Genomic DNA, 23,152 nt, shown 5'->3' with positions numbered 1-23,152 from the left:
CTCGAGCGCCATGACCGCCACCGCACCGGCGTCCTCGGCGATCTTCGCCTGATCGGGGGTGACGACGTCCATGATGACCCCGCCCTTCAACATCTCGGCCATGCCACGCTTGACGCGCGCCGTACCGACGGCGGAACTGTTCACGACTGTCTCCTCTGGTGACGATGGGTGTGCGGCTTCTGTTGCGCAGCCGCCAGCAGTTCGATGTCCGAGCCGCCGAGCGTCTCCACGGACTCGATGCGCTTCTCGGCCTCCGCGACCGACTCGTCCGCGGACCCGATCGGGGGAGCACCGGACAGTGATTCGTCGTCGTGACCGCCCTTGCCGAGCAACTTCCGTACCTGGTAGCTGATCAGGATGACGATCAACGTCAGACCGCTCATGAGGAACTGGGAGCGGGTGGACGGGAGGAACGCCATCGCGAGGATGACGGTGGCCATCAGGGCGATGGTGGCGTAGCTCAGCCACGGGAACAGCCACATCCGGAGTTGCAGTGCCTCAGGGTCTTCGCGCTCGAGTCGACGTCGGAGCACCACCTGGGAGATGGCGATCAGGAGGTACACGAAGAGCGCGACGGCGCCGTACGAGTTGACGAGGAAGCCGAAGACGACGTCGCCCCACACGTAGGTGCAGGCGACGGACACGTATCCGACGGTGGTGCCGAGCAGGATCGCACGACGCGGCACGCCGTTGCGGGACAGCGTCGTGAAGAACTTCGGGGCGTCGCCGTTGCGGGTGAGTGCAAACAGCATTCGGGACGTGGTGTACAGCGCCGAGTTCAGGCAGGAGAGGACCGCGGTGAGGACGATGAAGTTCATGATCGTCGCGACACCGGGAATTCCCAGGACCTCGAGCACCGCGGCGTACGGGCTCACACCGACACTCTCGGTGTTCCACGGCTGGATCGTGACGACCACGAGAATCGAACCGACGTAGAACGTCACGATCCGCACCACGATCGACCGCATGGCATGGGCGACAGCACGCTTCGGCTCCTCCGACTCGGCAGCGGCGATCGTCACGATCTCGGCTCCCGTGTAGAAGGCGACGCAGGGGACGACCGCTGCGAGCACCGCACCCCAGCCGAGCGGGGTGAAGCCGCCGTGGTTCACGAGGTTGCCGAGCCCGGGCGTCGAATCGGGCCACAGTCCGGTGATCCAGAGGGCGCCCATCCCGAGAAACAGAACGATCGCCACCACCTTGATCGACGAGAACCAGTATTCGAACTCGCCGTAGGAGCGGGCGGACACCATGTTGGTGGCCGTCAGCAGGAGCATCAGCCCCAGGCTCAGGAGCCACAGCGGAATCATCGGCAGCCAGAGCTGCAGGATCCGGCCGCCGGCGATGGCCTCGACCGCGACCACGATGACGAAGAAGTACCAGTACATCCACCCCGTCGCGAACCCGGCGCGACGCCCCAGGGCCTGGCGAGCGTAGACGTAGAACGATCCGACCACCGGCCGGGCCACCGCCATCTCCGCCAGCATCCGCATGATCAGCAACGTGATGATGCCTGCGATGAGGAAGGAGATGATGGCGCCGGGACCGGCACCGCCGATGACGACACCGCTGCCCACGAAGAGACCGGCGCCGATCACCCCGCCCAGGGCGATGAGGTTCATGTGCCTGCGCTTCAGGCCCTTGCCGAGACCTGAACTGTCGGTGTGTCCGGGAACGGTACTGTCCACATTTTCCTCCAGAAGGCGCTGCCGTGGCCCTCACCTGACCCGACCTCGTCGGTCGTACGTCGATGCGGGCACCCACCGGTTCAGCGACCCAATCGTACGTGTGATCCACATCACTTATTTTGGTGTTCACCTCACACTACGACTGGTGCCAGATCTCGCCCAGAGCCAGTTGCCGCGCAAGCGATGGGACCAGTTCGACCGCGGAACCGACGACCGGGAAAGCCTCTGAACTGGGAGGACAGCGATCATCACCAGAAGGAGCGCGTTCGCATGGCCTGGCCGAACGGTTTCCCGGCACATCTGGATCCCCCGGCGCCGGTACGCACCCTCGAGGCCGTGCGAACACCCCTACCCTGTGACCAGTGGCAACGAACTGGTCCTCAGACGTGCCGTGGAACTGGCCCTGTGCTGCCCACCGGACCCTCCATACAGTGTTGTGCATCACATCAACAGTTCAGTTCGCGGTGGATCGTCTCCCGTATCTCCGCCGGCACTGTTCTCCGTTCCAACCGCCGACGATCCGACCCCGGATCGCGATGGCGACCTGACGATTCCGGTCAGCGCACAGTGGAGGAAAACGTGACTTCAACACCACCCCCGGTCCAATCCCAGGACTCCGGCCTCGGAAAGGGCCTGAAGAAACGGCACATGAACCTCATCGCCCTGGGCGGCGTGATCGGTGCCGGATTGTTCGTCGGCAGCGGCGTCGTCATCGAGAGCGCAGGCCCGGCGGCGATCGTGTCGTTTCTCATCGCGGGGGTCATCACACTCCTGATCATGCGGATGCTGGCGGAGATGGCGGTGGCCCGGCCGGTGGTCGGATCGTTCTACGTGTACGCCAGGGAAGCGCTCGGCAATCGCGCCGGCTTCTCGGTCGGCTGGATGTACTGGTACTTCTTCGTCATCGTCGTCGCGGTCGAAGCCATCGCCGGCGGCCGAATACTCCAGCTCTACCTCCCGTCCGCGCCCCTGTGGATTCTCAGCCTCGGCCTTCTCGTGATCCTGACCTGCACCAATCTCGTATCAGCGCGTTCGTTCGGAGAATTCGAGTACTGGTTCTCGTCGATCAAGGTGATCGCGATCGTCCTCTTCCTCGGGTTGGGCGCACTGTGGATCACCGGACTGTGGCCGGATTCGACCCCCGGCGTGGCGAACCTCGTCAGCCACGGCGGATTCGCTCCGCTCGGCTGGGGCGCGGTGCTCGCCGCGGTCGTCCCCTGCGTGGCCTTTTTCACCGGTGCCGAGATCGTGACCATCGCGGCCGCCGAGTCCGCAGAACCCAAGAAGGCGGTCGCCCGGGCGATGCGCTCCATCGTGGTCCGGATCATCACCTTCTACGTCGGTTCCATCTTCGTGGTCGTCGCGGTGGTGCCGTGGAGCACGGAGGCCGTCGGAGTCAGCCCCTACGCGGCAGCGCTCTCCGCCCTGCACATTCCCGGTGTCGCCACGATCATGAACGTCGTCATCCTCACCGCGGTGCTGTCCTGCCTGAACTCGGCGCTGTACACCTCCTCGCGGATGCTCTTCGCACTCACCCGCAACGGCGATGCCCCGCACATGTTCACCCGCCTGTCCGGCGGTGGCGTGCCGAGGCGCGCGATCCTCGCCGGAACGGTGATCGGCTACGCGTCGGTGATCGCGGCGTTCGTCTCCCCGGACCTCGTGTTCTCGTTCCTGGTCAACTCGTACGGCGCCGTGGCGCTCTTCGTCTACCTCATGATCGCGATCTCCCAGGTCGCGCTCCGCAGGAAACTGGAGGCTCGAGATCCCGAGGCCCTCAGCCTGAAGATGTGGCTGTTCCCCTGGCTCAGCTACGCGACCATCGCCCTGATGGGGGCCGTGATCGCCGCCATGGCCGTGCTCCCCACCACCCGTTCGCAGTTCTGGCTGAGTGTGGTGACTCTCGCCTTCATCCTGATCGGGTACGAGTTCCGCCGGCGCAGTCGCACCAGCGCCGAACGCCTCGACACCGTCACGCCGCCCGCGGAATCGCCTGCCGACGGTGCCGACGCGGAGCAACTCGTCGGAGTCGTCACCCACGAGCAACCCTGACGCACCCGCCGTACCGAAGGACAGGGACCGCACCAGCGGTCCCTGTCCTTCTCTGTGGGTCCGATGCGACATCGGCTTTTCCGGCACGACCCGCCGGCAATCGGGGCACACTTGCAGAAGACCTCGGCGGAGGAGGACACCGTGTTCCACCGCGGAGACGACGCCGTCACCGAAGAACACTCGCTGGACGAGTCCCTGCTCGTCGAGCCCGAATCCCGGCGCCGGCCGTGGCGGGAATTCCTCGTCTCGACCCCGGGACGACTGTCCGTGCTGGGGATCGCCCTCGTGACCGCCGCGCTCATGACCGGGGCGATCACGTCGGCGGCGATCGGTGCCCGGCAACAGCGCATCGAGACCCTGCGGACGCACACCGAACCCCTCACCTACGCGGCCGAACGGCTCTACAGTTCCCTGTCCATCGCCGACGCCGCGGCCGCCACGTCCTTCATCTCGGGCGGTGTCGAGCCGATCGCCGTCCGCAATCGGTACAACCAGGCGATCGGGGACGCGTCGAACGCGCTGGTCACCGCGTCGAACGGCGTTGCCTCGACAGACGCCGCGGCCCTCGCGCTGCTGTCCGAGGTGTCGCGGAACCTCGCCGACTACACCAGCCTGATCGCCACCGCCCGCGCCAACAATCGGTCGGGCAACCCGGTCGGCGTCGCCTATCTCAGCGACGCCTCCACGATGATGCAGGACACGATCCTGCCCGCAGCCGAGAGTCTCTACTCGGAACAGTCGAGGTCCGTCGCCGACACCCAGGTCCTCACCGGGCGGCTCCCGAGAGCCGCGTTCGCCGTCGCCGTCGCCCTGCTCGTCGCGCTCGTCGTCGCTCAGGTGTATCTGGCGCGCAAGAGCAAACGCCGCGTCAATCCCGGACTCGTCCTCGCGTCCTTCCTCGCCGCCTCCCTCCTGATCTGGCTGGCCGCCGCCACCCTGGTCTCCACCGCAGCCACGGACCGGGCCAGAACCGAAGGGGCGCAACCACTCGGCACCATCACCCAGGCGCGGATCCTCGCCCAGCAGGCCCGGGCGGACGAGACCCTCGCGCTGCTGCAGCGCGGCTCCGACGAACAGTCCGAGATCGACTACGCTCGGCGGTCGGCCGAACTCGCCGACATCCTCGAAGGGCTGCAGGACGGCGATCACGGTCCGGCGACGACACCGCCGATCGACGCCGCCGTGACCGCACTCGCCGACTGGCGGCGCGCACACACCATGCTGCAGGAGAAGCTCGACATGGGGGACTACCCGGGGGCGAAGGCCATCGCGATCGGCCCCGCGGACTCGGCGTCCCCCGCCACCTTCGCGGCGCTCGACGAGTCGTTGCAGGACGGCATCGACCGATTCCGCAGCGAGGAACTCCACGGGATGGCCGACGCATATCGCTCGTTGTCGCTGCTCGCGGTGGGTAGCATGGTGATCGGCGTGCTCTGCGGGTTCGCCGTCGGTGGGGGGATCTGGCCCAGACTGAACGAGTACCACTGATGACGCGGGTGAGTCGACCGAGACGGCGGACGCGGCCGCGCGCCCTCCTACTCTCCGCTGCCGTGGTCGCCGTCCTCGCGGCCGGATGCGCAACCCCGCAGCCCCTCACTCCCACTGTCCAGGGCGACTACTCGGACGTGCCGCTGACGAGTGGGTCGCAGATCCTTCTGCCGACCGGCGACGTGCCCGAGGAGCCACCCGCACCCGACTCCTGCGGCGCGCTCGCGAGTCTCCGCCCCGCCGTCACACCGGACGTCCGGGCGCCGGGAAGCTCGCTGGCCGAGATCACCGCCCGTGGCCGACTGGTCGTCGGAATCGATCAGAACACCAACCTCTTCAGTTTCCGGGATCCGACCACCGGCATGCTGATGGGATTCGACGTCGACGTCGCGGGAGAGGTCGCGCGAGACCTGTTCGGCGACCCCTCCCGGGTCGAATTCCGCCTGCTCACGTCCGGGGACCGTTTCGAGGCACTCGAGAACGAGGACGTGGATCTCGTGGTCAAGAGCACGTCGATCACGTGTGAACGGTCCGAGCGGGTCGCCTTCTCCACCGTGTACTTCCAGGCCTATCAGCGTCTGCTGGTGCCGAAGGGCTCCGGCATCTCCGGTCCGGAGGACCTGGCGGGGAAACGTGTCTGTTCCGTCGGCGACACCACCTCGCTGGACACGGTTCGCCGAGTGCAGCCCGAGGCCACGATCGTGGCGGTACCCGACTGGGACGACTGCCTCGTGGTCCTCCAGCAGCGGCAGGCCGACGCCGCGAGCACCGACGACTCCATCCTCGCCGGGCTCGCCGCCCAGGATCCGAATCTGGAGATCGTCGGCTCGCCGCTCGAGTCGGAGCCGTACGGCATCGGGGTCAACAAGAGCAACGACGATCTGGTGCGCTTCGTGAACGGCACACTGGATCGGATGCGTGCGGACGGAACCTGGACGAGGCTCTACGACAACTGGCTGACGGTTCTCGGGCCCGCCGCCGGACCCCCTGCCCCCACGTACCGGGACTGAGGTGACACCGACGTGAGCGACGAAACCAGGCGAACACCGATGGACGAGCCGGAATCCACCCGGGGTGTGCGGTTCGATCCGTTCGCGGACGACGAGGATGAGGACGTCCCCTCGTCACGCACGGTGCCGGACGCCGTCCACACCTCCGACCTGTCGATGCTCCTGACCAATCCCGTTCTGGCGGAGCACAAACGCTACTGCGACCGATGCAAGCGCCCCGTCGGACGTTCCACCGCCGCGCGGCCGGGCGACACGGAGGGGGTGTGCACCCACTGCGGCACCGTCTTCTCGTTCGCGCCGCAACTCGAGGCGGGCGAACTGGTCGCGGGTCAGTACGAGGTCCTGGGGTGCCTCGCCCACGGGGGAGTCGGCTGGATCTACCTCGCGCTCGACCACAACGTCAGCGACCGCTGGGTGGTCCTCAAGGGCCTGCTGCACTCGGGCGACCCCGTGGCCCAGGAGGTGGCACTCGCCGAGCGCCGGTTCCTCGCCGAGGTGACGCATCCGAGCATCGTCAAGATCTACAACTTCGTCGAACACCCCGGGATGGACGGCAATCCCATCGGCTACATCGTGATGGAGTACGTCCGGGGCAGAACCCTGCGCGACGTGCTCACCGAGCTGAAGGAGGACGCCGGACCCGACGACCCGAAGCCGATGCTGCCGGTGGAGCACGCCATCCGTTACCTCCTCGAGGTCACGCCCGCGCTCGGATACCTGCACTCGATCGGGTTGGTGTACAACGACCTCAAACCCGAGAACATCATGATCGGCGACGACTACGACCAGCTCAAGCTCATCGACATGGGCGCGGTCGCCAGGATCGGCGATCACGGATACATCTACGGCACACAGGGTTACCAAGCTCCCGAGATCGCCACCACCGGTCCCACCGTCGCCTCCGACATCTACACCGTCGGGCGCACGCTGGCCGTGCTGACCCTCGACATGCCGACCGCCGGGGGCTGTTACGTCGACGGCCTGCCGACACCCGAGGAGGCGCCGCTGCTGGCGGAGTACGAGTTCTACCACCGGCTGCTGCTCCGGGCCATCCACCCCGATCCGGCCCGGCGCTTCGCGTCGGCCGAGGAGATGTCGACGCAACTCGAGGGTGTTCTGCGCGAGGTGCGGGCCCAGCAGACCGGCCACCCGCATCCGGGGCTGTCCCACCGGTTCAGCCCGCAGCGCACGACGTTCGGGACCGACCTCACGATCAGCCGCACCGACGTCTACGTCGACGGGCATCGCCGGGACGAGCGGATCAGCGTGATGAGTATCGTTCGGGCGCTGCCGATTCCGTTGGTGGACCCGGACGATCCGGCGGCCCCGCTGCTTTCCGTCGTCCACAGCCGGCCGAGGGAACTCCTCGATTCACTGCACCGGGCGAAGGAGGCGGCGGACGACGGCGTGGCGTCCACGAGCATCGAGATCCCGCTCGCCGAAGTGCGCGCACACCTCGATCTCGGGCAGCCCCGTGATGCCGCCACCATTCTCGAATCCCTCGACCACCAACGCGAGGACACGTGGCGCGTCGACTGGCACACGGGACTGTGCGCGCTGGTGGGCGGCGACTTCGAGGCGGCGTTCACCCGATTCGATTCCGTCCTGACCGCGCTACCGGGCGAGGAGGCTCCGAAGCTCGCCCTCGCCGCGACGGCCGAGATGTGGTGCGAATACCGCTCCGGCGAGGACATCGAGCGGTGGCGCCGGACCGCCGAAAAGTATTACTGCACAGTGTGGCGCACGGATCACGGCGCGGTCAGTGCGGCGTTCGGACTGTCGCGGCAACTCGAGCACCGCGACGACCGGGCAGCCGCGGTGGAGGCGCTCGACGAGGTGCCGCCGACATCACGGCACTATGCCGAGGCCCGGTTGACGAGTGTGCTGATGCTCGTCCACGATCGGCCCCTCGCCGAGGTGAGTGAACGGGATCTGCAGGAGGCCGCCCGGCGAGTCGAACTGCTTGCCCACGACGAGCGTCGGGCACTCCAGACCCGGGTGCTCGTCCTCGGCGTGGCCGTGGACTGGCTGCACGCCGGCGGCATCCCCGAGACGACGAGGATCCTCAGCGTGCCGTTCACCGAACGCGGTCTGCGCGCCGGGGCGGAGTCGGCGCTCCGGGCCCTCGCCCGCAAGGCACCCGAGCGCCGGCACCGGTACACGCTGGTGGATCTCGCCAATCTGATCCGCCCGACCACGTGGCTGTGACACCCGAACTCGGGTCACAGCACCCCGAATCCGTTGTGCTCGCGCCCCCACCGGGCGTTCCATGCCATCACCTGCATGCGGTCGCTCAAAGCGTCACGGCTGCGGACCGTTTCGGCCAACTGGCCCATGAGTTCGATGATGCGGCGCCGAGCGTCCTCCAGTTCCGTTGCCAGGCGCTCCTCCTCCCTCGACCTCGCGGTGCGGTTCCTGCTCGCGACCATGGTGTTCATCTCTACTCCGATCGTGACGCCGTGGCGTTGTCCACGGGGCTCATCGCACTGACAACTCTGGGGCATCTGGTACGGGTCCAGAAGATCCAGAAAGACGGTGGGACAGGGGTCCAATCTGGACCTATGACGTAGCGCACAAGTGGTTCTGACGTCGGAGACGATTCGATCGTAGGGTTCGAGTGCTCGCTGAAATCTCGACCGGAGAGGTACCGATGAGCATTGACACCGACGCACTCACGATCGCGGGCCGGGACTTCTCGTCCCGCCTCGTCATGGGCACAGGCGGCGCGGCCAACCTCTCGGTGCTGGAAGACGCACTCGTCGCCTCCGGCACCGAACTGACGACGGTGGCGATGCGCCGAGTGGACGCCGCAGGGAGGACCGGGCTGCTCGAACTGCTGAACCGACTGGGTATCGCGTTGTTGCCGAACACAGCCGGCTGCCGGGGCGCCACGGAGGCCGTGCTGACCGCGCGCCTGGCCCGCGAGGCCCTGGGTACCAACTGGGTCAAGCTCGAAGTGATCGCCGACGAGCGCACGCTCCTGCCCGACGGGATCGAACTCGTCGCGGCGGCCGAACAACTCGTGGACGACGGCTTCGTCGTGCTGCCGTACACCAACGACGACCCCGTTCTCGCGCAGCGCCTGGTCGATGCCGGGTGCGCCGCCGTGATGCCACTCGGGTCGCCGATCGGCACCGGGCTCGGCATCTCGAACCCCCGCAACATCGAGATGATCGTCGCGCGCACCGACGTCCCGGTCATTCTCGACGCCGGGATCGGCACCGCGAGCGACGCAGCACTGGCGATGGAACTCGGCTGCGACGCCGTACTGCTCGCCACGGCGGTGACGAGAGCCGCGGACCCTCCGCTGATGGCCGCGGCGATGGCCGGAGCAGTCACGGCCGGGCGCCGCGCCCGCAACGCCGGACGAATACCGAAACGGTTCTGGGCACAGGCGTCGTCACCGGTCGCGGTGTAATCGGCGCCCCGCGAACACCGACTCGGCTAGCGTGAGCCCCCATGCGGGTACACCACCTCAATTGCGGCTCGTTCTCCTCGGCGCTCATCGGGCGGTTGGTGTGCCATGTGCTGGCGTGTGAAACCGACGCGGGCATCGTGCTGGTCGACTCCGGCTTCGGGCTGGCGGACGTCGCCGATCCCACCGGACGCGTCGGCCGGTACGCGAACCTGATGGGCGCCCGGTTCCGGGAGTCGGAGACGGCGGTCCGCCGGCTCGAGAAGCTGGGCCTGAATCCTGCGGACGTGACCCACATCGTCGCGACCCATCTCGACTTCGACCACATCGGCGGCGTCGCCGACTTCCCGAACGCCACCCTGCACACCACCGCCGCGGAACGAACGGCGTCGGAAGGACGTTCGTCGTTCCGGGAGAAGGTCCGCTACCGTCCCGCCCAGCTCACCCCCGAACCCACGCTGCACACCTATTCGGGGCCGGGCGAATCCGTGCTCGGGTTCTCCGACACCTACCCGATCGCCGGTGTCGGCGACCGCATCGTGCTCGTCCCGATGCCCGGCCACACCCGCGGTCACGCGGCGGTGGCCGTCGACACCGGCGAGAAGGGCTGGCTGCTGCACGCGGGCGACGCCTTCTACCACCGCAGCACCGTCGCCGCCCCCGGACAGGTATCACCGGGAACCGAGGGTCGCGCCCTGCGGGTGATGGAAGAGCTGATCGCGGTGGACCGTTCGAAGATCCGCGGCAATCATCGCCGGCTCCGGGAACTGAACAATCAGGTGGCGCCGCGGGTGCGCGTCTTCTCCGCCCACGACCCGACACTGTTCGAGGAACTGGCCGGAGAGCGGGGCTAGGCCTTCGGCCCGTGCGTGGTTGACGAGTCCCTGCACTCGTCAGCCACGCACGGGCGTTACTTGGCCCATTCCAGCAGGTCGTCGGCGGACCACGTGTTCACGACGCGGTCGGCCTCGACACCGCACCGCATTGCCCGCTCGCATCCGTACCCCTGCCAGGCGAGTTGCCCGGGGGCGTGCGCGTCGGTGTCGATCGAGAACAGGCACCCCACGTCGATGGCCAGATCGATGAGACGGCTCGGCGGGTCGCGGCGTTCGGGACGGCTGTTGATCTCGACGGCGGTGCCGTTGTCGCGGCAGGCGGTGAACACCTGCTCCGCGTCGAACGTCGACTCAGGCCGGGTCCCGCGCCCACCTTCGACGAGTCGGCCGGTGCAGTGCCCCAGCACGTCCACCAGCGGATTCTCCACCGCCCGGACCATCCGGCGGGTCATCGCCCCGCGCTCCGCCCGCAACTTGGAGTGCACGCTGGCGACGACGATGTCGAGTTCGTCGAGCAGATCCGGATCCTGGTCGAGTGAACCGTCGTCGAGGATGTCGACCTCGATGCCGGTGAGGATGCGGAACGGTGCCAGTTCCTCGTTCAGTTCGGCGATCACCTCCAGCTGAGAACGCAACCGCTCCGCCGACAGCCCGTTCGCGACCGTCAGACGTGGCGAATGGTCTGTCAGAGCACAGTATTCGTGACCCAGAGCGGCCGCGCTGCGCATCATCTCGTCGATGGGGCTGCCGCCGTCCGACCAGTCCGAATGCGTGTGCAGGTCGCCTTTCAGCGCCTCCCGCAGCGCACCGCCGCCGATCGGCTCCGCGTTCTCCCGTAATTCCGCGAGATAGACGGGCACGCCGTCGAGCGCCTCCCGGATCACGGTCGCCGTCTTGGGTCCGATGCCCGGCAGGTCCTTCCAGCTGTCGGTGCGCTGACGGACGTCCCGCTGCTCCTCGGACAGTTCGGCCACCACGTCGGCCGCGCGGCGGTACGCCTTCACACGGTGTGTCTCCGCACGCGACCGCTCGAGCCAGAACGCTGTCTCTCGCAAGGCCTGCACCGGGTCCATCGGGCTGTCGGCGTCCATGCCTCCAGTGTTGCGCCCACCCGGACGTCACCGCAACGCTTCGCGCGCCCCGTCCCGGACCGCGGTGGTGAGCGCCGCGAGGATCGGCGAATCCAGCTTCCACCGCTGCCAGTACAGCGGGACGTCGACCGGGCGGGACGGGTCGAGTTCGACGAGCCCGTGGTCGTCGCCGGTGTGCAATTCCGGTAGCAGTCCCCAGCCCAGTCCGTGGCGGACGGCGTCGGAGAACGCCGAAGACCCGGGAACGAAATGTCGCGGCGGCTGCAGTCGGCGCCGTGTGAATCCGCGCAGGAACCGGGCCTGCAGTTCGTCCTTGCGGTCGAAGTCGAGCATCGGTGCCACCGCGAGGGCATCCGGTGTCGGGCCGTCCGGGAGCCAGCGTTCGGCGTAGTCGCGGCTGCAGAGCGCCCGGTACCGCATCGACCCCAGCTTCTCCACGGTGCAGCCCTGCACCGCCTCCGGGACGGACGTCACCGCGGCCATCACCGTGCCCTCCTTCAGCAGGGTGGTCGAGTGGAATTCGTCTTCCCGATGCAGGTCGAACAGTGCCCGATGCTCCGGCGCCAGGCGGGCCAGGGCCGGAATCATCCACGTGGACAGCGAATCCGCGTTGACGACCAGCGACAGCGTGCTCGTCGTCGCCTCCTCGGGATTGAGGGACGACATGGCCTCGCGCTCGAGGTGGGCCATCCGGCGGGCGAGCGTGAGCACGACGTGACCGGACTCGGTGGCCCGGACCGGCTTGGCCCGCTGCACCAGGACGCGTCCCACCTGCTGCTCGAGTGCCTTGATCCGCTGGCTCACGGCGGACGGCGTGATGTGCAGTACCCGCGCCGCGGCGTCGAAGGTGCCCTCGTCGATCACGGCGGCGAACGTGCGGAGCGAAGCCAGGTCGAGGTCCATATGAAGCGATGCTAATGGCAATGAAGGATAATTAGCTGGATTGATGGCCTCGGGCTTCGTAGCGTGGTTCTCATGGATCTCACCCCTGCCTTGCTCACGGCGGCGGCCGGCTTCGGTACCGGCCTGTCGCTGATCGTCGCGATCGGCGCGCAGAACGCGTTCGTCCTGCGACAGGGGATCGCGCGCAAGCACGTCCTGCCGGTGGTCGTGCTGTGCGCGGTATCGGACGCCGTGCTCATTGCCGTCGGGATCAGCGGGATCGGCGCCGTTCTCGCGCACGCTCCAGCCGCCATCACCGTGATCCGGTGGGCGGGTGCGGCATTCCTCGTCTCCTACGCGGTGCTCGCCGCTCGCCGCGCCCTGCGCCCCGGAACGCTCGATGCCACGCAGGAAATCGGATCGGCGACCCTCGCGACGTCGATCCTCACCTGCCTCGCACTCACGTGGCTCAACCCGCACGTGTACCTCGACACGGTGCTGATGCTCGGCTCGGTGGCCAACAACCAGGGCGATTCGGGCCGGTGGCTGTTCGGCCTCGGTGCCGCCACCTCGAGCGTCGTCTGGTTCCTCGCGCTCGGGTACGGTGCCCAGTTCCTGCACCGCGTGTTCGCCCGCCCCGGCGCGTGGCGCGTGCTCGACGCCGGGATCGCCGCGTTGATGCTCACCCTCGGCATCACCCTCGTCACGAGTTAGTCACCACCTAGTCAACATTTGGTTGACAATGCGACTCGTGTCAACCAATACTTGACACATGCCGGATGCCGCGCTCACCCAACTGCTGTCGGACGCGATCGCCAAGGCGGACCCCGAGATCGACCCGGGGCTGGACCACGACCCCGCCGCCTACCTGGCGCTCGTCCGGCTCACCTCGCAGGCACGGGAGTCGGTCGACGAACTGCTGGTCTCCGCGATCGCCGCCGCGCGCTCCGCCGGGCACAGCTGGGACACGGTCGGCGCCGCACTCGGCATGTCGCGGCAGGCGGCGCAACAACGCTTCGGCAAGCGGATCGGCGACGCCCCCGACACCGACCCGGACGGCCGGACCCGCCGGCTCACCCCGCTCACCGCGTTCAACGAGATGCGCATCCTCAACCACGCCGGCTCGTACGGCTGGCACTCCGTCGGGTTCGGCACCCTGTTCCACACCGTCCGCAAGTCCGAGGAGCAGTGGGAGCACACCCGCGTGTCGGCGCCGGCGAGCCGTCAGAAACTCGAGGCCGACGGCTGGCAGAAGGTCGGGACGCTGTGGTTCCCGTGGGCATACTTCAAGCGCCCGTTGGGCATTCCCGCTCTCCCGGAACCGGTGAGCGGCGACTACCTGATGGAACCGTGATGGACGCCGTCGCGCGATTCGCGGCCGCCCGCGTCGCACGGCTCGCCACGGTCGGGGTGGACGGGGTGCCGCACCTCGTCCCGCTCGTCTTCGCGCTCGACTCCGACACGATCTATTCCTGCGTCGACCACAAACCGAAGCGCAGCACGGCATTACGGCGCCTGACGAACATCGCGGCCAACCCCGCCGTCACCCTGCTCGTGGACCACTACGACGAGAACTGGGACCACCTGTGGTGGGTGCGGGTAGACGGTCGGGCCGAAGTCCTCACAGCCGACTCCCCGGAGGGCGGCGCCGCGATCGACGTCCTCGCCGCGAAGTATCCACAGTACGTCGACCGCCGCCCGGACGGACCGGTGATCGCGATCCACGACCTGGCGTGGCACCACTGGTCCGCCCTGTGAGTACTTATTAACCGCCCGCGGTTGATAAGTACTCACGGGCGCTAGCCTCGACAGCATGCCCACAGCCCTGATCACCGGCGCGAGCCGTGGCCTCGGAGCCGCCATCGCCCGCGAACTCGCACCGACCCACGACCTCCTGCTCGGCGCCCGGTCGCCGGAGTCGCTGACCGGCATCCTCGACGAACTGCCGGGCGCCACGCCCTGGCCGGTCGAGCTGACCGATTACGACGCGCTGGCGGCTGCGTGCGCCCCGATCGAACGGCTCGACGTGGTCGTCCACAACGCCGGCGTCGCCGATCTCGCGACCGTGGGGGAGTCGACCGTCGAACAGTGGCGGCACACGCTCGAGGCGAACGTCATCGCGGTGGCCGAACTGACCCGGCTGCTGCTGCCCGCCCTCCGGGCCGCGGGTGGGCACGTCGTCCTGATCAACTCGGGCGCCGGGCTCCGCGCGAACGCCGGCTGGGCGTCGTATGCGGCGAGCAAATTCGCCCTGCGGGCGTTCGGTGACGCACTGCGGCTCGAGGAACCGTTACTGCGCGTCACGTCAATTCACCCCGGGCGGATCGACACCGATATGCAGCGCGCCATCGTGGCCGGCGAGGGCGACGAATACCGGCCGGAGAAGTATCTGCAGCCGTCGACGGTCGCAAAAGCCGTGCGCAACGCGGTGGAGACACCGGGTGACGCGCACCCCACAGAAGTCGTGTTGAGGGTGCGCTGACAGCGAAGAAACCTGCGTGAGATAGATCACAGATTGATCTCACAGAAAGGCTTTAAGCTGCTCACAATTAGTCGCCCTACAGTTCTTCTCATCAGCAGAGGCCGCAAACGTGAGTCAGGATGAACGAGCTGACTCCCAGGAGGTATCCCCACGATGAACACCGACCAGCGTATGCACAGCGACACCGTCGTCGCCGTCGACGGCGACGTCTTCGCGACGATGTTCACTCTCGATCTCGGTGACGGCGAGGTCGATCGCGAAGCAGTCGAGCGGATTTACGCCGGCGACTTCGACGAGTGGATCGAGGCGGCAGCGCGGTCGGGTCTGTTCACGCCCCAGGCGGTCGCAAGCCTGGTTCAGACGTGGCAGGACAACCCGAAGACCTTGTTCGACGCTCTGCTCGTCGATGCCGACGAGATGACCCACAAGCGCTACGCGATCATCTGGGACGCGCTCGACGACGCCGACACGTTCGAGAACGTCGAGTACGCCTGACGATCAGAACGGCCACGCGGGCACGGGCGGCAGCCCCTCCCGCGTGGGGCGTCCGATAACCCACGCCAGCAGTTCGGTGCGCGGAAGTTCCGGCACCCCGACGTCCGGATACCGGGCCGCCAGCGCGGGCAGCTCCGATTCCAGCGTGTGCTCCACGAAGGCCCCCGGCCAGTCGGCAGCCGAGTAGTCGAGCCCCAGGTCGACGTGGTGGATCTCGAGCTCGCGCCACCGCAGCACCGGCACCTGTCGCGCAGGCACCCGCTGACGCCAGTTCACCGGCGTCTCGTACAGATCCTCGGTGATCCGGCGTAGCGACTCGATCACCCGCCGTCCCGCGAAGCGGAAATCGGCCACCAGCAGTTCGGCCGGACGTCCGGCCCCCTCCTCGATCGCCGCGGCCCGCGCGGCCGGACCTCCCGGGTACATCTCGGGTGCGGCCTCGCCGGTGATCACCCCGACGGCGAACCGGTTGAGCGCGTCCGCGTTCCTTGCGAGGTGCGTGACGACGTGCCCCCGGCTCCACTCCGGCAGCAGCGACGGCTCCCGCGCCTGCTCGTCGGTCAACCCCTCCAGCGTCGCCTCCACCGTCCTGTGCGATTCGGCAACCGCCTCGAGCAGTTCGGCATACGACAGTGCGGCACGCGGCGATGTCATGCAGACGATGCTAGGCGATGCCACCCACAGCCCACCCCACGACGTATCCCCAGGATCCCGAGAACGGAACGGTGACGATCGGTACCCGGCGGGTGCAGAGGGGCCATTCGTACCGATACTGAGATCGACTGTCGGACAACGTGGTTGAAAGGTGGTGTGCAATGTACAACGAATCCGCTACATGGGGGATACCGAGCGAGACCTTTCTGGTGATCTACGTCACCGCCGCTGTGCTCGCGGTCGGGCTGGCGGTGTTCCTCCGGTCCCACGGCACCGCGCCCGCCCCGACCGCCGGTATTCGTCTCGATCCGGTGCAGGCCGGGATGCTGACCAGCGACGATCGGGCCATCGCTGCCTCCCTGACCCTGCTGCGCGGAGCTGACCTCATCTCCACCGACGGGACGATCCTGCGGGGGTGGGGAGTCGCGGACAACGGCCTCGGATCGTTCACGCGGGCCCTCTACGACGAACTCGCCTCCGGCCGCAGCGCCCTCGTCAACGTTCGGCTCCCGGGCCGGTTGCAGGCCCCGCTCGACCAGCTGCGGGCCACCCTGATCGCGCAGGGGCTGCTCACCGGACCCGAACAGAAGGCCTGGAATCGCCGCGCGACCCTCCCGATCCTCGTCGTCGTGGCCATCGGCGTCGCACGCCTCGTCGCCGGGTTCTCCGGCGGAAAGCCGATCGGCTTCCTGCTGGTCGCGGTGGTTCTGCTCTCGGCCTCGCGGGAGCTCGTTCGCCGGACCGGCCGCAGGACGCCCCAGGGCACTGCGGAACTGCAGCGCCTGCGCCGCACACATTCGTACCTGGCGCCGCGGATGCGCCCGTCGCTCACCGCGTATGGACCGACGCCGATCGCGCTATCGACTGCACTGTTCGGGATGGGAACCGTCGGCCTGTTCTCCCCCGGTTTCGCGAGCGCGGCCGGTATCTCCGACAGCAGCAGCAGTGACGGTGGCAGCAGCGGCGGCGACAGCTCGTGCGGCGGCGGAGGCTGCGGCGGCGGTGGGGGGTGCGGGGGATGACCGCCCTGATCGGGCCCGGCGTCGGCATCGGCTGGCGGCCGGAGATCTGCGGGATCATCGACCGGCTCGACGGGCTGCGGTTCTGCGAGGTGATCGCCGAATCGCTGCCCGTCCGGCGGCGTGGAGTCGGCGTTCCGGACGAACTGCGGTCGCTGGGGGTTCCCGTCGTCCCGCACGGCATCTCGCTGTCGCTGGGTGGCGCGGACGGCGTCGAGCAGCACCGGATCGACCATCTCGCTCGGTGCGCCGACGCGCTCGGTGCGCCGCTCGTCAGCGAGCACGTCGCGTTCGTGCGGGCGGGCGGTCTCGACGCCGGGCACCTGCTGCCGGTGCCGCGCTCGGCGGAAGCCCTGAACGTGCTGGTGCGCAACGTCCGGCGCACGCAGGAGTGCCTGCCGGTGCCGCTGGCCGTGGAGAACATCGCGGCCCTGTTCGACTGGCCGGACGACGAATACTCCGAGAGTGAGTTCCTGGCCGAACTCGTCGAACGCACCGGCGTCTACCTGCTGCTGGACATCGCCAACGTTTACGCGAACGCCCGCAACCGCGGCCGCCACGCCGGTGAGGAACTCCGGCGGCTTCCCCTCGAACGCGTGGCGTACTGCCACGTCGCCGGGGGATCCGAACGAGGCGGCACGTATCACGACACCCACACCGACCCGGTGCCCGGCGAGATGCTGGATCTGGTCCGGCAGTGGGCATCCGGGGGCGCTCCCGCGATGATGCTCGAGCGCGACGGGAACTACCCGCCCGCCCGGGAGTTGTTCGCCGAGTTGGATGCGATCGCGGATGCGGCCGGGTTCGGCCGGGTCACCGGCGGCGTTGTGTGGAGTCCGCCGTGACCGGGCTGGCGGGGCGGCAGGCGGCATTGGTCCGGGCTCTCGTCGCAGGGGGAGAGCTGCCGGAGGGATTCGACCGCGACGCGATCGACACCGCATCGAAGGCCCTGCTCCGCAAGCGGTCCGGGGAAGTGGGCGCTCACCTTCCCCACGTCCGCGCAGCCCTCGGCGACCGATTCTTCGCGCTGTTCGCCGACTGGGCCGAGGGCAGGCCGAAGGGGAGCACTCACGCGGACGCGGAGGCGTTCACCGCACACCTCGAGTCGATCGGTCACCTGCCCGAGCCGAGTCGCCGTCGTCGTCGCCTGTTCGGCCCGCGACGAACGTGAGCAGCAACTCGTTCACCTCTTCCGGTCTTTCCTGCTGGACGAAGTGCCCGGCGCCCTCGACGAGATGGAGTCCGCGCAAGTCGGGGACGGTGTCGCGCATCCGGTCGAGGGCCTGCGCACCACTCATCGTGAGGACGGGATCGTGCGCACCGGCCACGAACAGCGTCGGCACCTCGATGTCGGCTCCGGCGAGATTCCTGGAGCGTTCCCAATTGGCGTCGTACGCCCGGTACCAGTTCAGTCCGCCGGTGAATCCCGTCCGGGTGAAGACCTCCACATAATGGTCGAACTCGTCCTCCGTCAGCCACGACCACGGCAGGGGTGGGGCTTCGGGTAACACGTCCAGGTAGCCGTTGCCGTCCGAGGGGTGCTGCCAGATGTCCAGATAGCGGTAGGCGCCCGACAACGCGTAGAACAGCTGGTGCAGGAATCCGCGGGGATCGGCGTCGAGTTCGCGGTCGGCGACACCCGGTTCCTGGAAGTAGTGGATGTGCAGGAAGTGCTTGCGCGCCATCGACGCATAGAGCTCCGACGGTCGCAGCGGGAACCGGTCGGGTGCGTAGGGGACGGCCAGTAGCACCAGCCCGGACACGCGTGCGCGGTGGCGCAGTGCGACGGTCCATGCGACCGGCGCGCCGAAGTCGTGGCCGACGAACACGGCACGCTCGTGACCGAGACTGTCGAGCAGACCGATCAGCGCGTCCGACACCCGCTCGTTCGTGTAGTCGTCTATGTCGCGGGGCACGTCGGTGCCGCCGTAGCCGGGCATGTCCGGGGCTATCGCGCGGTACCCGGACGCCGCGAGGGCCCGCATCTGATGTCGGTAACTGTAGCCGAGGCCCGGGAATCCGTGGCACAGGACGACGGGTGGGCCGTCACCCAGTTCGGTAATCTGCCAACGGAATCCGTCGACCGTGACGATCCGCTCCGTCGACGACGCCATTCTCCGCATCCCTCCACCGGCTGGAACGTGTTCTCGCAATGTAGCGTAGCGACGACGCCATTAGAATGCACCTGACTCGCAGTGGCGATCGTCGACCGACCGGGGAAGTGGAGTGATGCGCAATGGTGGAGGCACGCTCCCGCCATGAGTTCGTCGCACTCCAGCTCCGGCAGCGCATCATGCAGCGGCAGTACGCGGTGGGTGAGTCGCTGCCCAGCGAGAGCATGCTGTGCGCGGAGTTCGAGGTGTCCCGCGGTCCCGTGCGCCAAGCGCTGGCGACATTGAAGAACGAGGGGCTGATCCTGCTGTCCCAGGGGAAGCCGGCCGTGGTGCGAAGCCACGACATCACGCAGACCCTGGACACGTTCACACCGTTCTCCCAATGGGCGCGTCGCACCGGCCGCGCCGCGGGGAGCCACACGCTCGAGATCTCGCGTCGCCGCGTGTCCGAACCTGCCGCCGGCGCATTGGGATTGACCACGGACGACTTCGTCGTCGAGGTGCTCCGCGTCCGGCTGCTGGACGGCGAACCGACGATGATCGAGCGGAGCACGTTCACCGAGCGCGTCGGCTCCCTGCTGTTCGAGTTCGACATCGACACCGGATCGATCACCGACTACCTCACCTCGCGCGGCGTCCGCTTCGAATCGATGGAGCACGTGCTCGACGCCGTCGCCGCGACCGGGGTCGACGCCGAGAATCTCGGGATCGACCCCGGCAGCCCGTTGCTTCGGGAACGTCGGACGTCGCGGGATCAGAACGGCGACACGTTCGAGTACGCGGACGATCGGTACCGTCCCGACCTCGTCGCCTTCAGCATCGTGAACGCCCGCACCATCGACCCCCGCCTTCCGTCGGACGACGGCAACGGAAGTTAGCCGGCCGCCGGCATCAGGCGTTGCGCAGTTCGGCGAGCAGACCGGGCAGGTCCGCGACACTGTCGAGCACGTGGGTGGCCCCGGCCCCGGCCAGCTGGGTGGCGTCGTGGGCGCCGGTGAGCACGCCCACGGAGGCGAGTGCTCCGGCGCGGAGGCCGGTGGTGACGTCGGACGTGGTGTCGCCGAGCACCACCATGGACTGCACGGACGGGGCGCCGGTGCGCATCAACGCGGTCAGCGCCAGGTCCGGGAAGGGGCGGCCGCGGACGCCGTCTCCGGGGCACAACACGGCGTCGGCGACGTCCTGCCAGCCGAGCGCGCGGATGATCGACATCTGCGTTTCGCGCGCGAACCCGGTGGTGAGCGCCGTCTTGATGCCCTGCTCACGCAGCGAACCGAAGAGTTCCTCGGCGCCGGGGACGGCGCTGCACCGGCCGTCGTCGACGAGTTGCGAGTAGCAGCGTTCGAATTCCTTGTTCGCGGCCTGCGCCTGCTCCTCGTTTCCGCCGCTGAGATGGCGGAAGACGACGATCTTGGACTGGCCCATGGTGTCGGAGACGTAGTCGAGCATCCGCAGGCGGTCCTCCTCCGTCTTCGACAGTCCGGCATGCGCGTCCGCGGCGAGGAAGGACTGCTGGACCAGCCCGCTGTCCTCCACGGTGGTGCCTGCCATGTCGAAGACGACGAGGCTGATGTCGCGGTGATGTGTTCCCATTGTCGTGTCCCTCTCGGTGTTCGGTGAATGTGCGTGCGGGATACTGCTGTTACGCCAAGGCGGACGCGGTTTCGTGGCCGAAGACGTGGTCGATGCGGTCCTTCGCCAGGCCCATGCCGGTGGTCATGCCGATCCCGGTGGTCACGGTGACGATGTGCACGCCGTCGATCGGCTCCTCGATCAGGAATTCCGAATCGGGGGCCGAGCTGTACACGCCCTGCCAGCGTTCGGTGACGGTGACGTCCGAGACGCCGAAGAGGGCGGCGGCTTCACGGATCAGCACCTCGAACCCCTTCTCCGACTGGAACGGCTCGGCCGAGATCTCGCGGATGTGGGTGTCGCCCAGCAGGATCGATCCATCGGGCTGTGGTGTGTACATCTGGTGGAGGCCGAGGTCGACGTAGTCGGGGTACTCGTCGCGGAGCCGTGCCGCGAGCGCCGCGGTCGCGGGAAGATTCTCGAAACCGCTGTACCGCACGAGCGACCAGCCCGTGAACAGCGGTGCGGGCAACGGCGCGGACAACGGAATCCTCGCGCGCATCATGTGGAGCCGGCACCGCAGGAGCCCCCCGCGCTCGGCCGGCCCCGGGAACAGGCGGTCGATGTCGTAGTTGACGGTGACGAACACCGTCGCCGCGTGCAGATCGCCCCGCGAGGTATGAACGACGCCGGTCTCGAATCCGGTTGCGGCGGTCCGCCAGAAGAAGTCGACGCCCGACACTTCGAGCCACTGCGCAATGGCGGGGGCCGCTTCCCGCGGGTTCACCTGGAGGTCGTCGGCCATGTACATGCCCCCGACGACGCGGTCGCCGACGATGGGTAACGCGCCGAGGATCCGGTCTCGGGACAGCAGTTCCACTTCGGCCGGTCCGCGTACGGCCGCGAACTCGGTCATGACTGCCAGCTCGTCGTCATGTCTTGCCACACAGTACGTTCCGGATTCGGCGGACCAGAACCCGGCCTTGCGTGCCAGGTCGAGCCAGTGCTCCCGGCCCGCTTGGGCGTAGTCGCGGGCGACGCCCGACTGGGCGGTGATGCAGGCGTGGCCGAAGTTCTGGACGGACGCCCCCGCAACGCGGTCGGCGTGGTCGATCACCGCCACGGACAGGCCTCGGTTGCGCGCGTGATACGCGTGCGCGAGGCCGACGATTCCGGCACCGACGACCACCACGTCGTAGCGTCGTTGAGTTGTCATGCGACTCACTGTGGACCCACCCAGGACAACATGTCAATACAAGTACAAGAAATTTGCCGCAGGTATATATAAGTCGCTTTCCGTTAACCGTCCGTTGTGCGACCCGGCGGGCGCGTCGGGTGGTCGCGGTCGGGGGTTGCTGCGAAAATTGCCACCTGAGTCCACCCACCTGCAGAGGGGCTGATCGTGAGTAGTGGTTCCGGCCCGAGTGCCGTTCCCGTCCACGAAGCGGCGTCGTCGAACGACCGCTTCGGTCCCCTGATCGAGCGCCGTGACGACGCCGACTTCCCCTTCTACAACGGGACGCCGACCGCGCTGTCGGTGCGGCAGTGGGCCCTGGCATGGGCCTCGGTCGCAGTCGGCTTCGCGGCCTTGATCCTCCTCCCGCAGACCGACAACTTCGTTGCGCTCATTCCGCGCATCCTGTTCGTCGGTATCCCGCTCGTCGTGCTGGCGATGGTGACGCGCGAGCACTGGACAGCGTTGTTCCGGAAGGTGCACGGCCGGGACGTCCTCACGATGATCGGCTTCGCCGTGCTCAACCTCGTTGTCACGTCGGTGCTGGCGTTGATCGTGCGGGCCCTGTTCGGGGTAGCGTCCAACAAGGCCGTCGACGGTGCGGGCGAGGGTGGTGCACTCGACACCGCCGCGTTCTACGTCGGAACCGGGATCCAGTTGGTTGGCGAAGAAGTCTTCACCATCGTCCCGTTCCTCGCGTTGATGTACTTCCTGTTCGCCAAGGCGAAGCTGTCCCGTAAGACCGCGATCGTCCTGGCCTGGCTGCTCAGTGCGGTGTGGTTCGGCGCCGCCCATCTACCAACCTACGACTGGAACTTCGCTCAGGCCTTCATCGTGATCGGCGGGGCCCGACTGATCCTCACACTCGCCTACATCCGCACCAAGAATCTGTGGGTCTCGACGGGCGCGCACATCATCAACGACTGGACGCTCTTCACCCAGGCGATCGTGATCAACACCGCCCTCGTCACCCTGTAGCCGAGTACTCCGCGACCGACCCTCAGTTGGGAATGGGGATGACGATGGGTGGCAGACCCGGTATCTGCACCTGAATCTGCTGCGGCGGTGCGGGCGCCGGCGCGGGGGGAGGCGGGTAATTCACCGGCGGTTCGGGTGCGGG

At 67.9% G+C, this 23,152-nt stretch carries 24 protein-coding genes and 1 pseudogene; 16 read left to right on the top strand and 9 right to left on the bottom strand.

Annotated elements, in window-relative coordinates; genetic code table 11:
* Positions 1 to 144 (bottom strand): annotated as a pseudogene (locus tag G9373_RS38870) (pyridoxal 5'-phosphate synthase lyase subunit PdxS); the annotation flags it as partial.
* Positions 141 to 1,688 carry an amino acid permease gene (locus tag G9373_RS38865; protein ID WP_005564656.1) on the bottom strand — a complete coding sequence of 516 codons (1,548 nt, stop codon included), beginning with the start codon at positions 1,686 to 1,688 and terminating at the stop codon, positions 141 to 143. The pseudogene G9373_RS38870 and the gene G9373_RS38865, both read right to left, overlap by 4 nt.
* A 648-nt stretch (positions 1,689 to 2,336) precedes the next feature.
* On the opposite strand from G9373_RS38865, the gene G9373_RS38860 reads away from it, so the two are divergent.
* From G9373_RS38860 to G9373_RS38845, 4 genes are all read left to right on the top strand, one after another.
* Positions 2,337 to 3,740: an amino acid permease gene (locus tag G9373_RS38860; RefSeq protein WP_005262364.1), complete on the top strand. Its 1,404-nt coding sequence runs from the start codon at positions 2,337 to 2,339 to the stop codon at positions 3,738 to 3,740.
* A gap of 141 nt (positions 3,741 to 3,881) precedes the next feature.
* Complete coding sequence (locus tag G9373_RS38855; RefSeq protein WP_054247962.1) at positions 3,882 to 5,228, top strand: hypothetical protein; 1,347 nt, start codon at positions 3,882 to 3,884, stop codon at positions 5,226 to 5,228.
* Complete coding sequence (locus G9373_RS38850) at positions 5,228 to 6,238, top strand: glutamate ABC transporter substrate-binding protein (RefSeq protein ID WP_043788757.1); 1,011 nt, start codon at positions 5,228 to 5,230, stop codon at positions 6,236 to 6,238. The genes G9373_RS38855 and G9373_RS38850 overlap by 1 nt, the downstream gene beginning before the upstream one ends.
* A 39-nt stretch (positions 6,239 to 6,277) precedes the next feature.
* Positions 6,278 to 8,446, top strand: coding sequence for a serine/threonine-protein kinase (locus G9373_RS38845; protein ID WP_005564648.1), 2,169 nt, complete (start codon positions 6,278 to 6,280; stop codon positions 8,444 to 8,446).
* A 14-nt stretch (positions 8,447 to 8,460) separates the two neighbouring features.
* Here the strand turns inward: G9373_RS38845 and G9373_RS38840 are convergent, their stop codons facing one another.
* Complete coding sequence (locus G9373_RS38840) at positions 8,461 to 8,676, bottom strand: hypothetical protein (protein ID WP_005564647.1); 216 nt, start codon at positions 8,674 to 8,676, stop codon at positions 8,461 to 8,463.
* Positions 8,677 to 8,888: 212 nt separating this feature from the next.
* Here G9373_RS38840 and G9373_RS38835 point away from each other — a divergent pair, with 212 nt between their 5' ends.
* Positions 8,889 to 9,656: a thiazole synthase gene (locus G9373_RS38835; protein WP_054247949.1), complete on the top strand. Its 768-nt coding sequence runs from the start codon at positions 8,889 to 8,891 to the stop codon at positions 9,654 to 9,656.
* A 41-nt stretch (positions 9,657 to 9,697) separates the two neighbouring features.
* Complete coding sequence (locus G9373_RS38830; protein ID WP_065492771.1) at positions 9,698 to 10,507, top strand: MBL fold metallo-hydrolase; 810 nt, start codon at positions 9,698 to 9,700, stop codon at positions 10,505 to 10,507.
* 56 nt (positions 10,508 to 10,563) lie between these two features.
* Here G9373_RS38830 and G9373_RS38825 read toward each other — a convergent pair whose 3' ends face one another.
* Both G9373_RS38825 and G9373_RS38820 read right to left on the bottom strand, forming a co-directional pair.
* On the bottom strand, positions 10,564 to 11,562 hold the full coding sequence (locus G9373_RS38825) for a PHP domain-containing protein (RefSeq protein WP_005262376.1): 999 nt from the start codon (positions 11,560 to 11,562) through the stop codon (positions 10,564 to 10,566).
* Positions 11,563 to 11,607: 45 nt separating this feature from the next.
* Entirely contained in the window at positions 11,608 to 12,483 is an 876-nt protein-coding gene (locus tag G9373_RS38820) for a LysR family transcriptional regulator ArgP (RefSeq protein WP_133985816.1), read from the bottom strand.
* A gap of 72 nt (positions 12,484 to 12,555) precedes the next feature.
* Between G9373_RS38820 and G9373_RS38815 the strand changes: the two genes are divergently transcribed.
* The 5 genes from G9373_RS38815 to G9373_RS38795 all read left to right on the top strand — a co-directional run bounded on the left by G9373_RS38815 (position 12,556) and on the right by G9373_RS38795 (position 15,439).
* On the top strand, positions 12,556 to 13,176 hold the full coding sequence (locus G9373_RS38815) for a LysE/ArgO family amino acid transporter (protein ID WP_054247963.1): 621 nt from the start codon (positions 12,556 to 12,558) through the stop codon (positions 13,174 to 13,176).
* Between the two features lie 58 nt (positions 13,177 to 13,234).
* On the top strand, positions 13,235 to 13,816 hold the full coding sequence (locus G9373_RS38810; protein WP_064080315.1) for a hypothetical protein: 582 nt from the start codon (positions 13,235 to 13,237) through the stop codon (positions 13,814 to 13,816).
* Complete coding sequence (locus tag G9373_RS38805) at positions 13,816 to 14,220, top strand: TIGR03668 family PPOX class F420-dependent oxidoreductase (RefSeq protein ID WP_167120271.1); 405 nt, start codon at positions 13,816 to 13,818, stop codon at positions 14,218 to 14,220. The genes G9373_RS38810 and G9373_RS38805 overlap by 1 nt, the downstream gene beginning before the upstream one ends.
* Before the next feature lie 55 nt (positions 14,221 to 14,275).
* Positions 14,276 to 14,944, top strand: a complete 669-nt coding sequence (locus G9373_RS38800) for an SDR family oxidoreductase (RefSeq protein WP_005561667.1) — start codon at positions 14,276 to 14,278, stop codon at positions 14,942 to 14,944.
* Positions 14,945 to 15,097: 153 nt separating this feature from the next.
* Positions 15,098 to 15,439: a hypothetical protein gene (locus tag G9373_RS38795; RefSeq protein ID WP_005249180.1), complete on the top strand. Its 342-nt coding sequence runs from the start codon at positions 15,098 to 15,100 to the stop codon at positions 15,437 to 15,439.
* 3 nt (positions 15,440 to 15,442) lie between these two features.
* On the opposite strand, the gene G9373_RS38790 is transcribed toward G9373_RS38795, so the two are convergent.
* A complete protein-coding gene (locus G9373_RS38790; RefSeq protein ID WP_120660065.1) occupies positions 15,443 to 16,093 on the bottom strand; it encodes a maleylpyruvate isomerase family mycothiol-dependent enzyme in 651 nt (216 codons plus the stop codon).
* 161 nt (positions 16,094 to 16,254) lie between these two features.
* On the opposite strand from G9373_RS38790, the gene G9373_RS38785 reads away from it, so the two are divergent.
* The 3 genes from G9373_RS38785 to G9373_RS38775 are packed head-to-tail and all read left to right on the top strand — an operon-like array spanning position 16,255 to position 18,283.
* Complete coding sequence (locus tag G9373_RS38785; RefSeq protein ID WP_167120267.1) at positions 16,255 to 17,115, top strand: TIGR04222 domain-containing membrane protein; 861 nt, start codon at positions 16,255 to 16,257, stop codon at positions 17,113 to 17,115.
* Positions 17,112 to 17,957, top strand: a complete 846-nt coding sequence (locus tag G9373_RS38780) for a DUF692 domain-containing protein (protein WP_206033397.1) — start codon at positions 17,112 to 17,114, stop codon at positions 17,955 to 17,957. The genes G9373_RS38785 and G9373_RS38780 overlap by 4 nt, the downstream gene beginning before the upstream one ends.
* Positions 17,954 to 18,283: a hypothetical protein gene (locus G9373_RS38775; protein WP_240482960.1), complete on the top strand. Its 330-nt coding sequence runs from the start codon at positions 17,954 to 17,956 to the stop codon at positions 18,281 to 18,283. The genes G9373_RS38780 and G9373_RS38775 overlap by 4 nt, the downstream gene beginning before the upstream one ends.
* Here the strand turns inward: G9373_RS38775 and G9373_RS38770 are convergent.
* Complete coding sequence (locus G9373_RS38770; RefSeq protein ID WP_167120264.1) at positions 18,201 to 19,226, bottom strand: alpha/beta hydrolase; 1,026 nt, start codon at positions 19,224 to 19,226, stop codon at positions 18,201 to 18,203. The two genes, G9373_RS38775 and G9373_RS38770, sit on opposite strands and share 83 nt — an antisense overlap.
* A gap of 122 nt (positions 19,227 to 19,348) precedes the next feature.
* On the opposite strand from G9373_RS38770, the gene G9373_RS38765 reads away from it, so the two are divergent.
* Positions 19,349 to 20,104, top strand: coding sequence for a GntR family transcriptional regulator (locus tag G9373_RS38765; RefSeq protein ID WP_120660062.1), 756 nt, complete (start codon positions 19,349 to 19,351; stop codon positions 20,102 to 20,104).
* 13 nt (positions 20,105 to 20,117) lie between these two features.
* Here G9373_RS38765 and G9373_RS38760 read toward each other — a convergent pair whose 3' ends face one another.
* Together G9373_RS38760 and G9373_RS38755 are read right to left on the bottom strand one after the other, a co-directional pair.
* On the bottom strand, positions 20,118 to 20,819 hold the full coding sequence (locus G9373_RS38760; RefSeq protein ID WP_120660061.1) for a phosphonatase-like hydrolase: 702 nt from the start codon (positions 20,817 to 20,819) through the stop codon (positions 20,118 to 20,120).
* 49 nt (positions 20,820 to 20,868) lie between these two features.
* Complete coding sequence (locus G9373_RS38755; protein ID WP_054247960.1) at positions 20,869 to 22,014, bottom strand: TIGR03364 family FAD-dependent oxidoreductase; 1,146 nt, start codon at positions 22,012 to 22,014, stop codon at positions 20,869 to 20,871.
* Between the two features lie 186 nt (positions 22,015 to 22,200).
* Here G9373_RS38755 and G9373_RS48405 point away from each other — a divergent pair, with 186 nt between their 5' ends.
* Positions 22,201 to 23,010 (top strand): CPBP family intramembrane glutamic endopeptidase, encoded by an 810-nt coding sequence (locus G9373_RS48405; protein WP_005262397.1) that lies wholly within the window; start codon positions 22,201 to 22,203, stop codon positions 23,008 to 23,010.
* Positions 23,011 to 23,152 lie beyond the last annotated feature (142 nt).

Origin of the sequence: Rhodococcus sp. A14 (genome assembly GCF_011603105.1) — a bacterium.
GTDB lineage: Bacteria > Actinomycetota > Actinomycetes > Mycobacteriales > Mycobacteriaceae > Rhodococcus_F > Rhodococcus_F opacus.
Note: the sequence above shows the minus strand (reverse complement) of the source record. Positions and strands in the feature narration are given on the sequence as shown.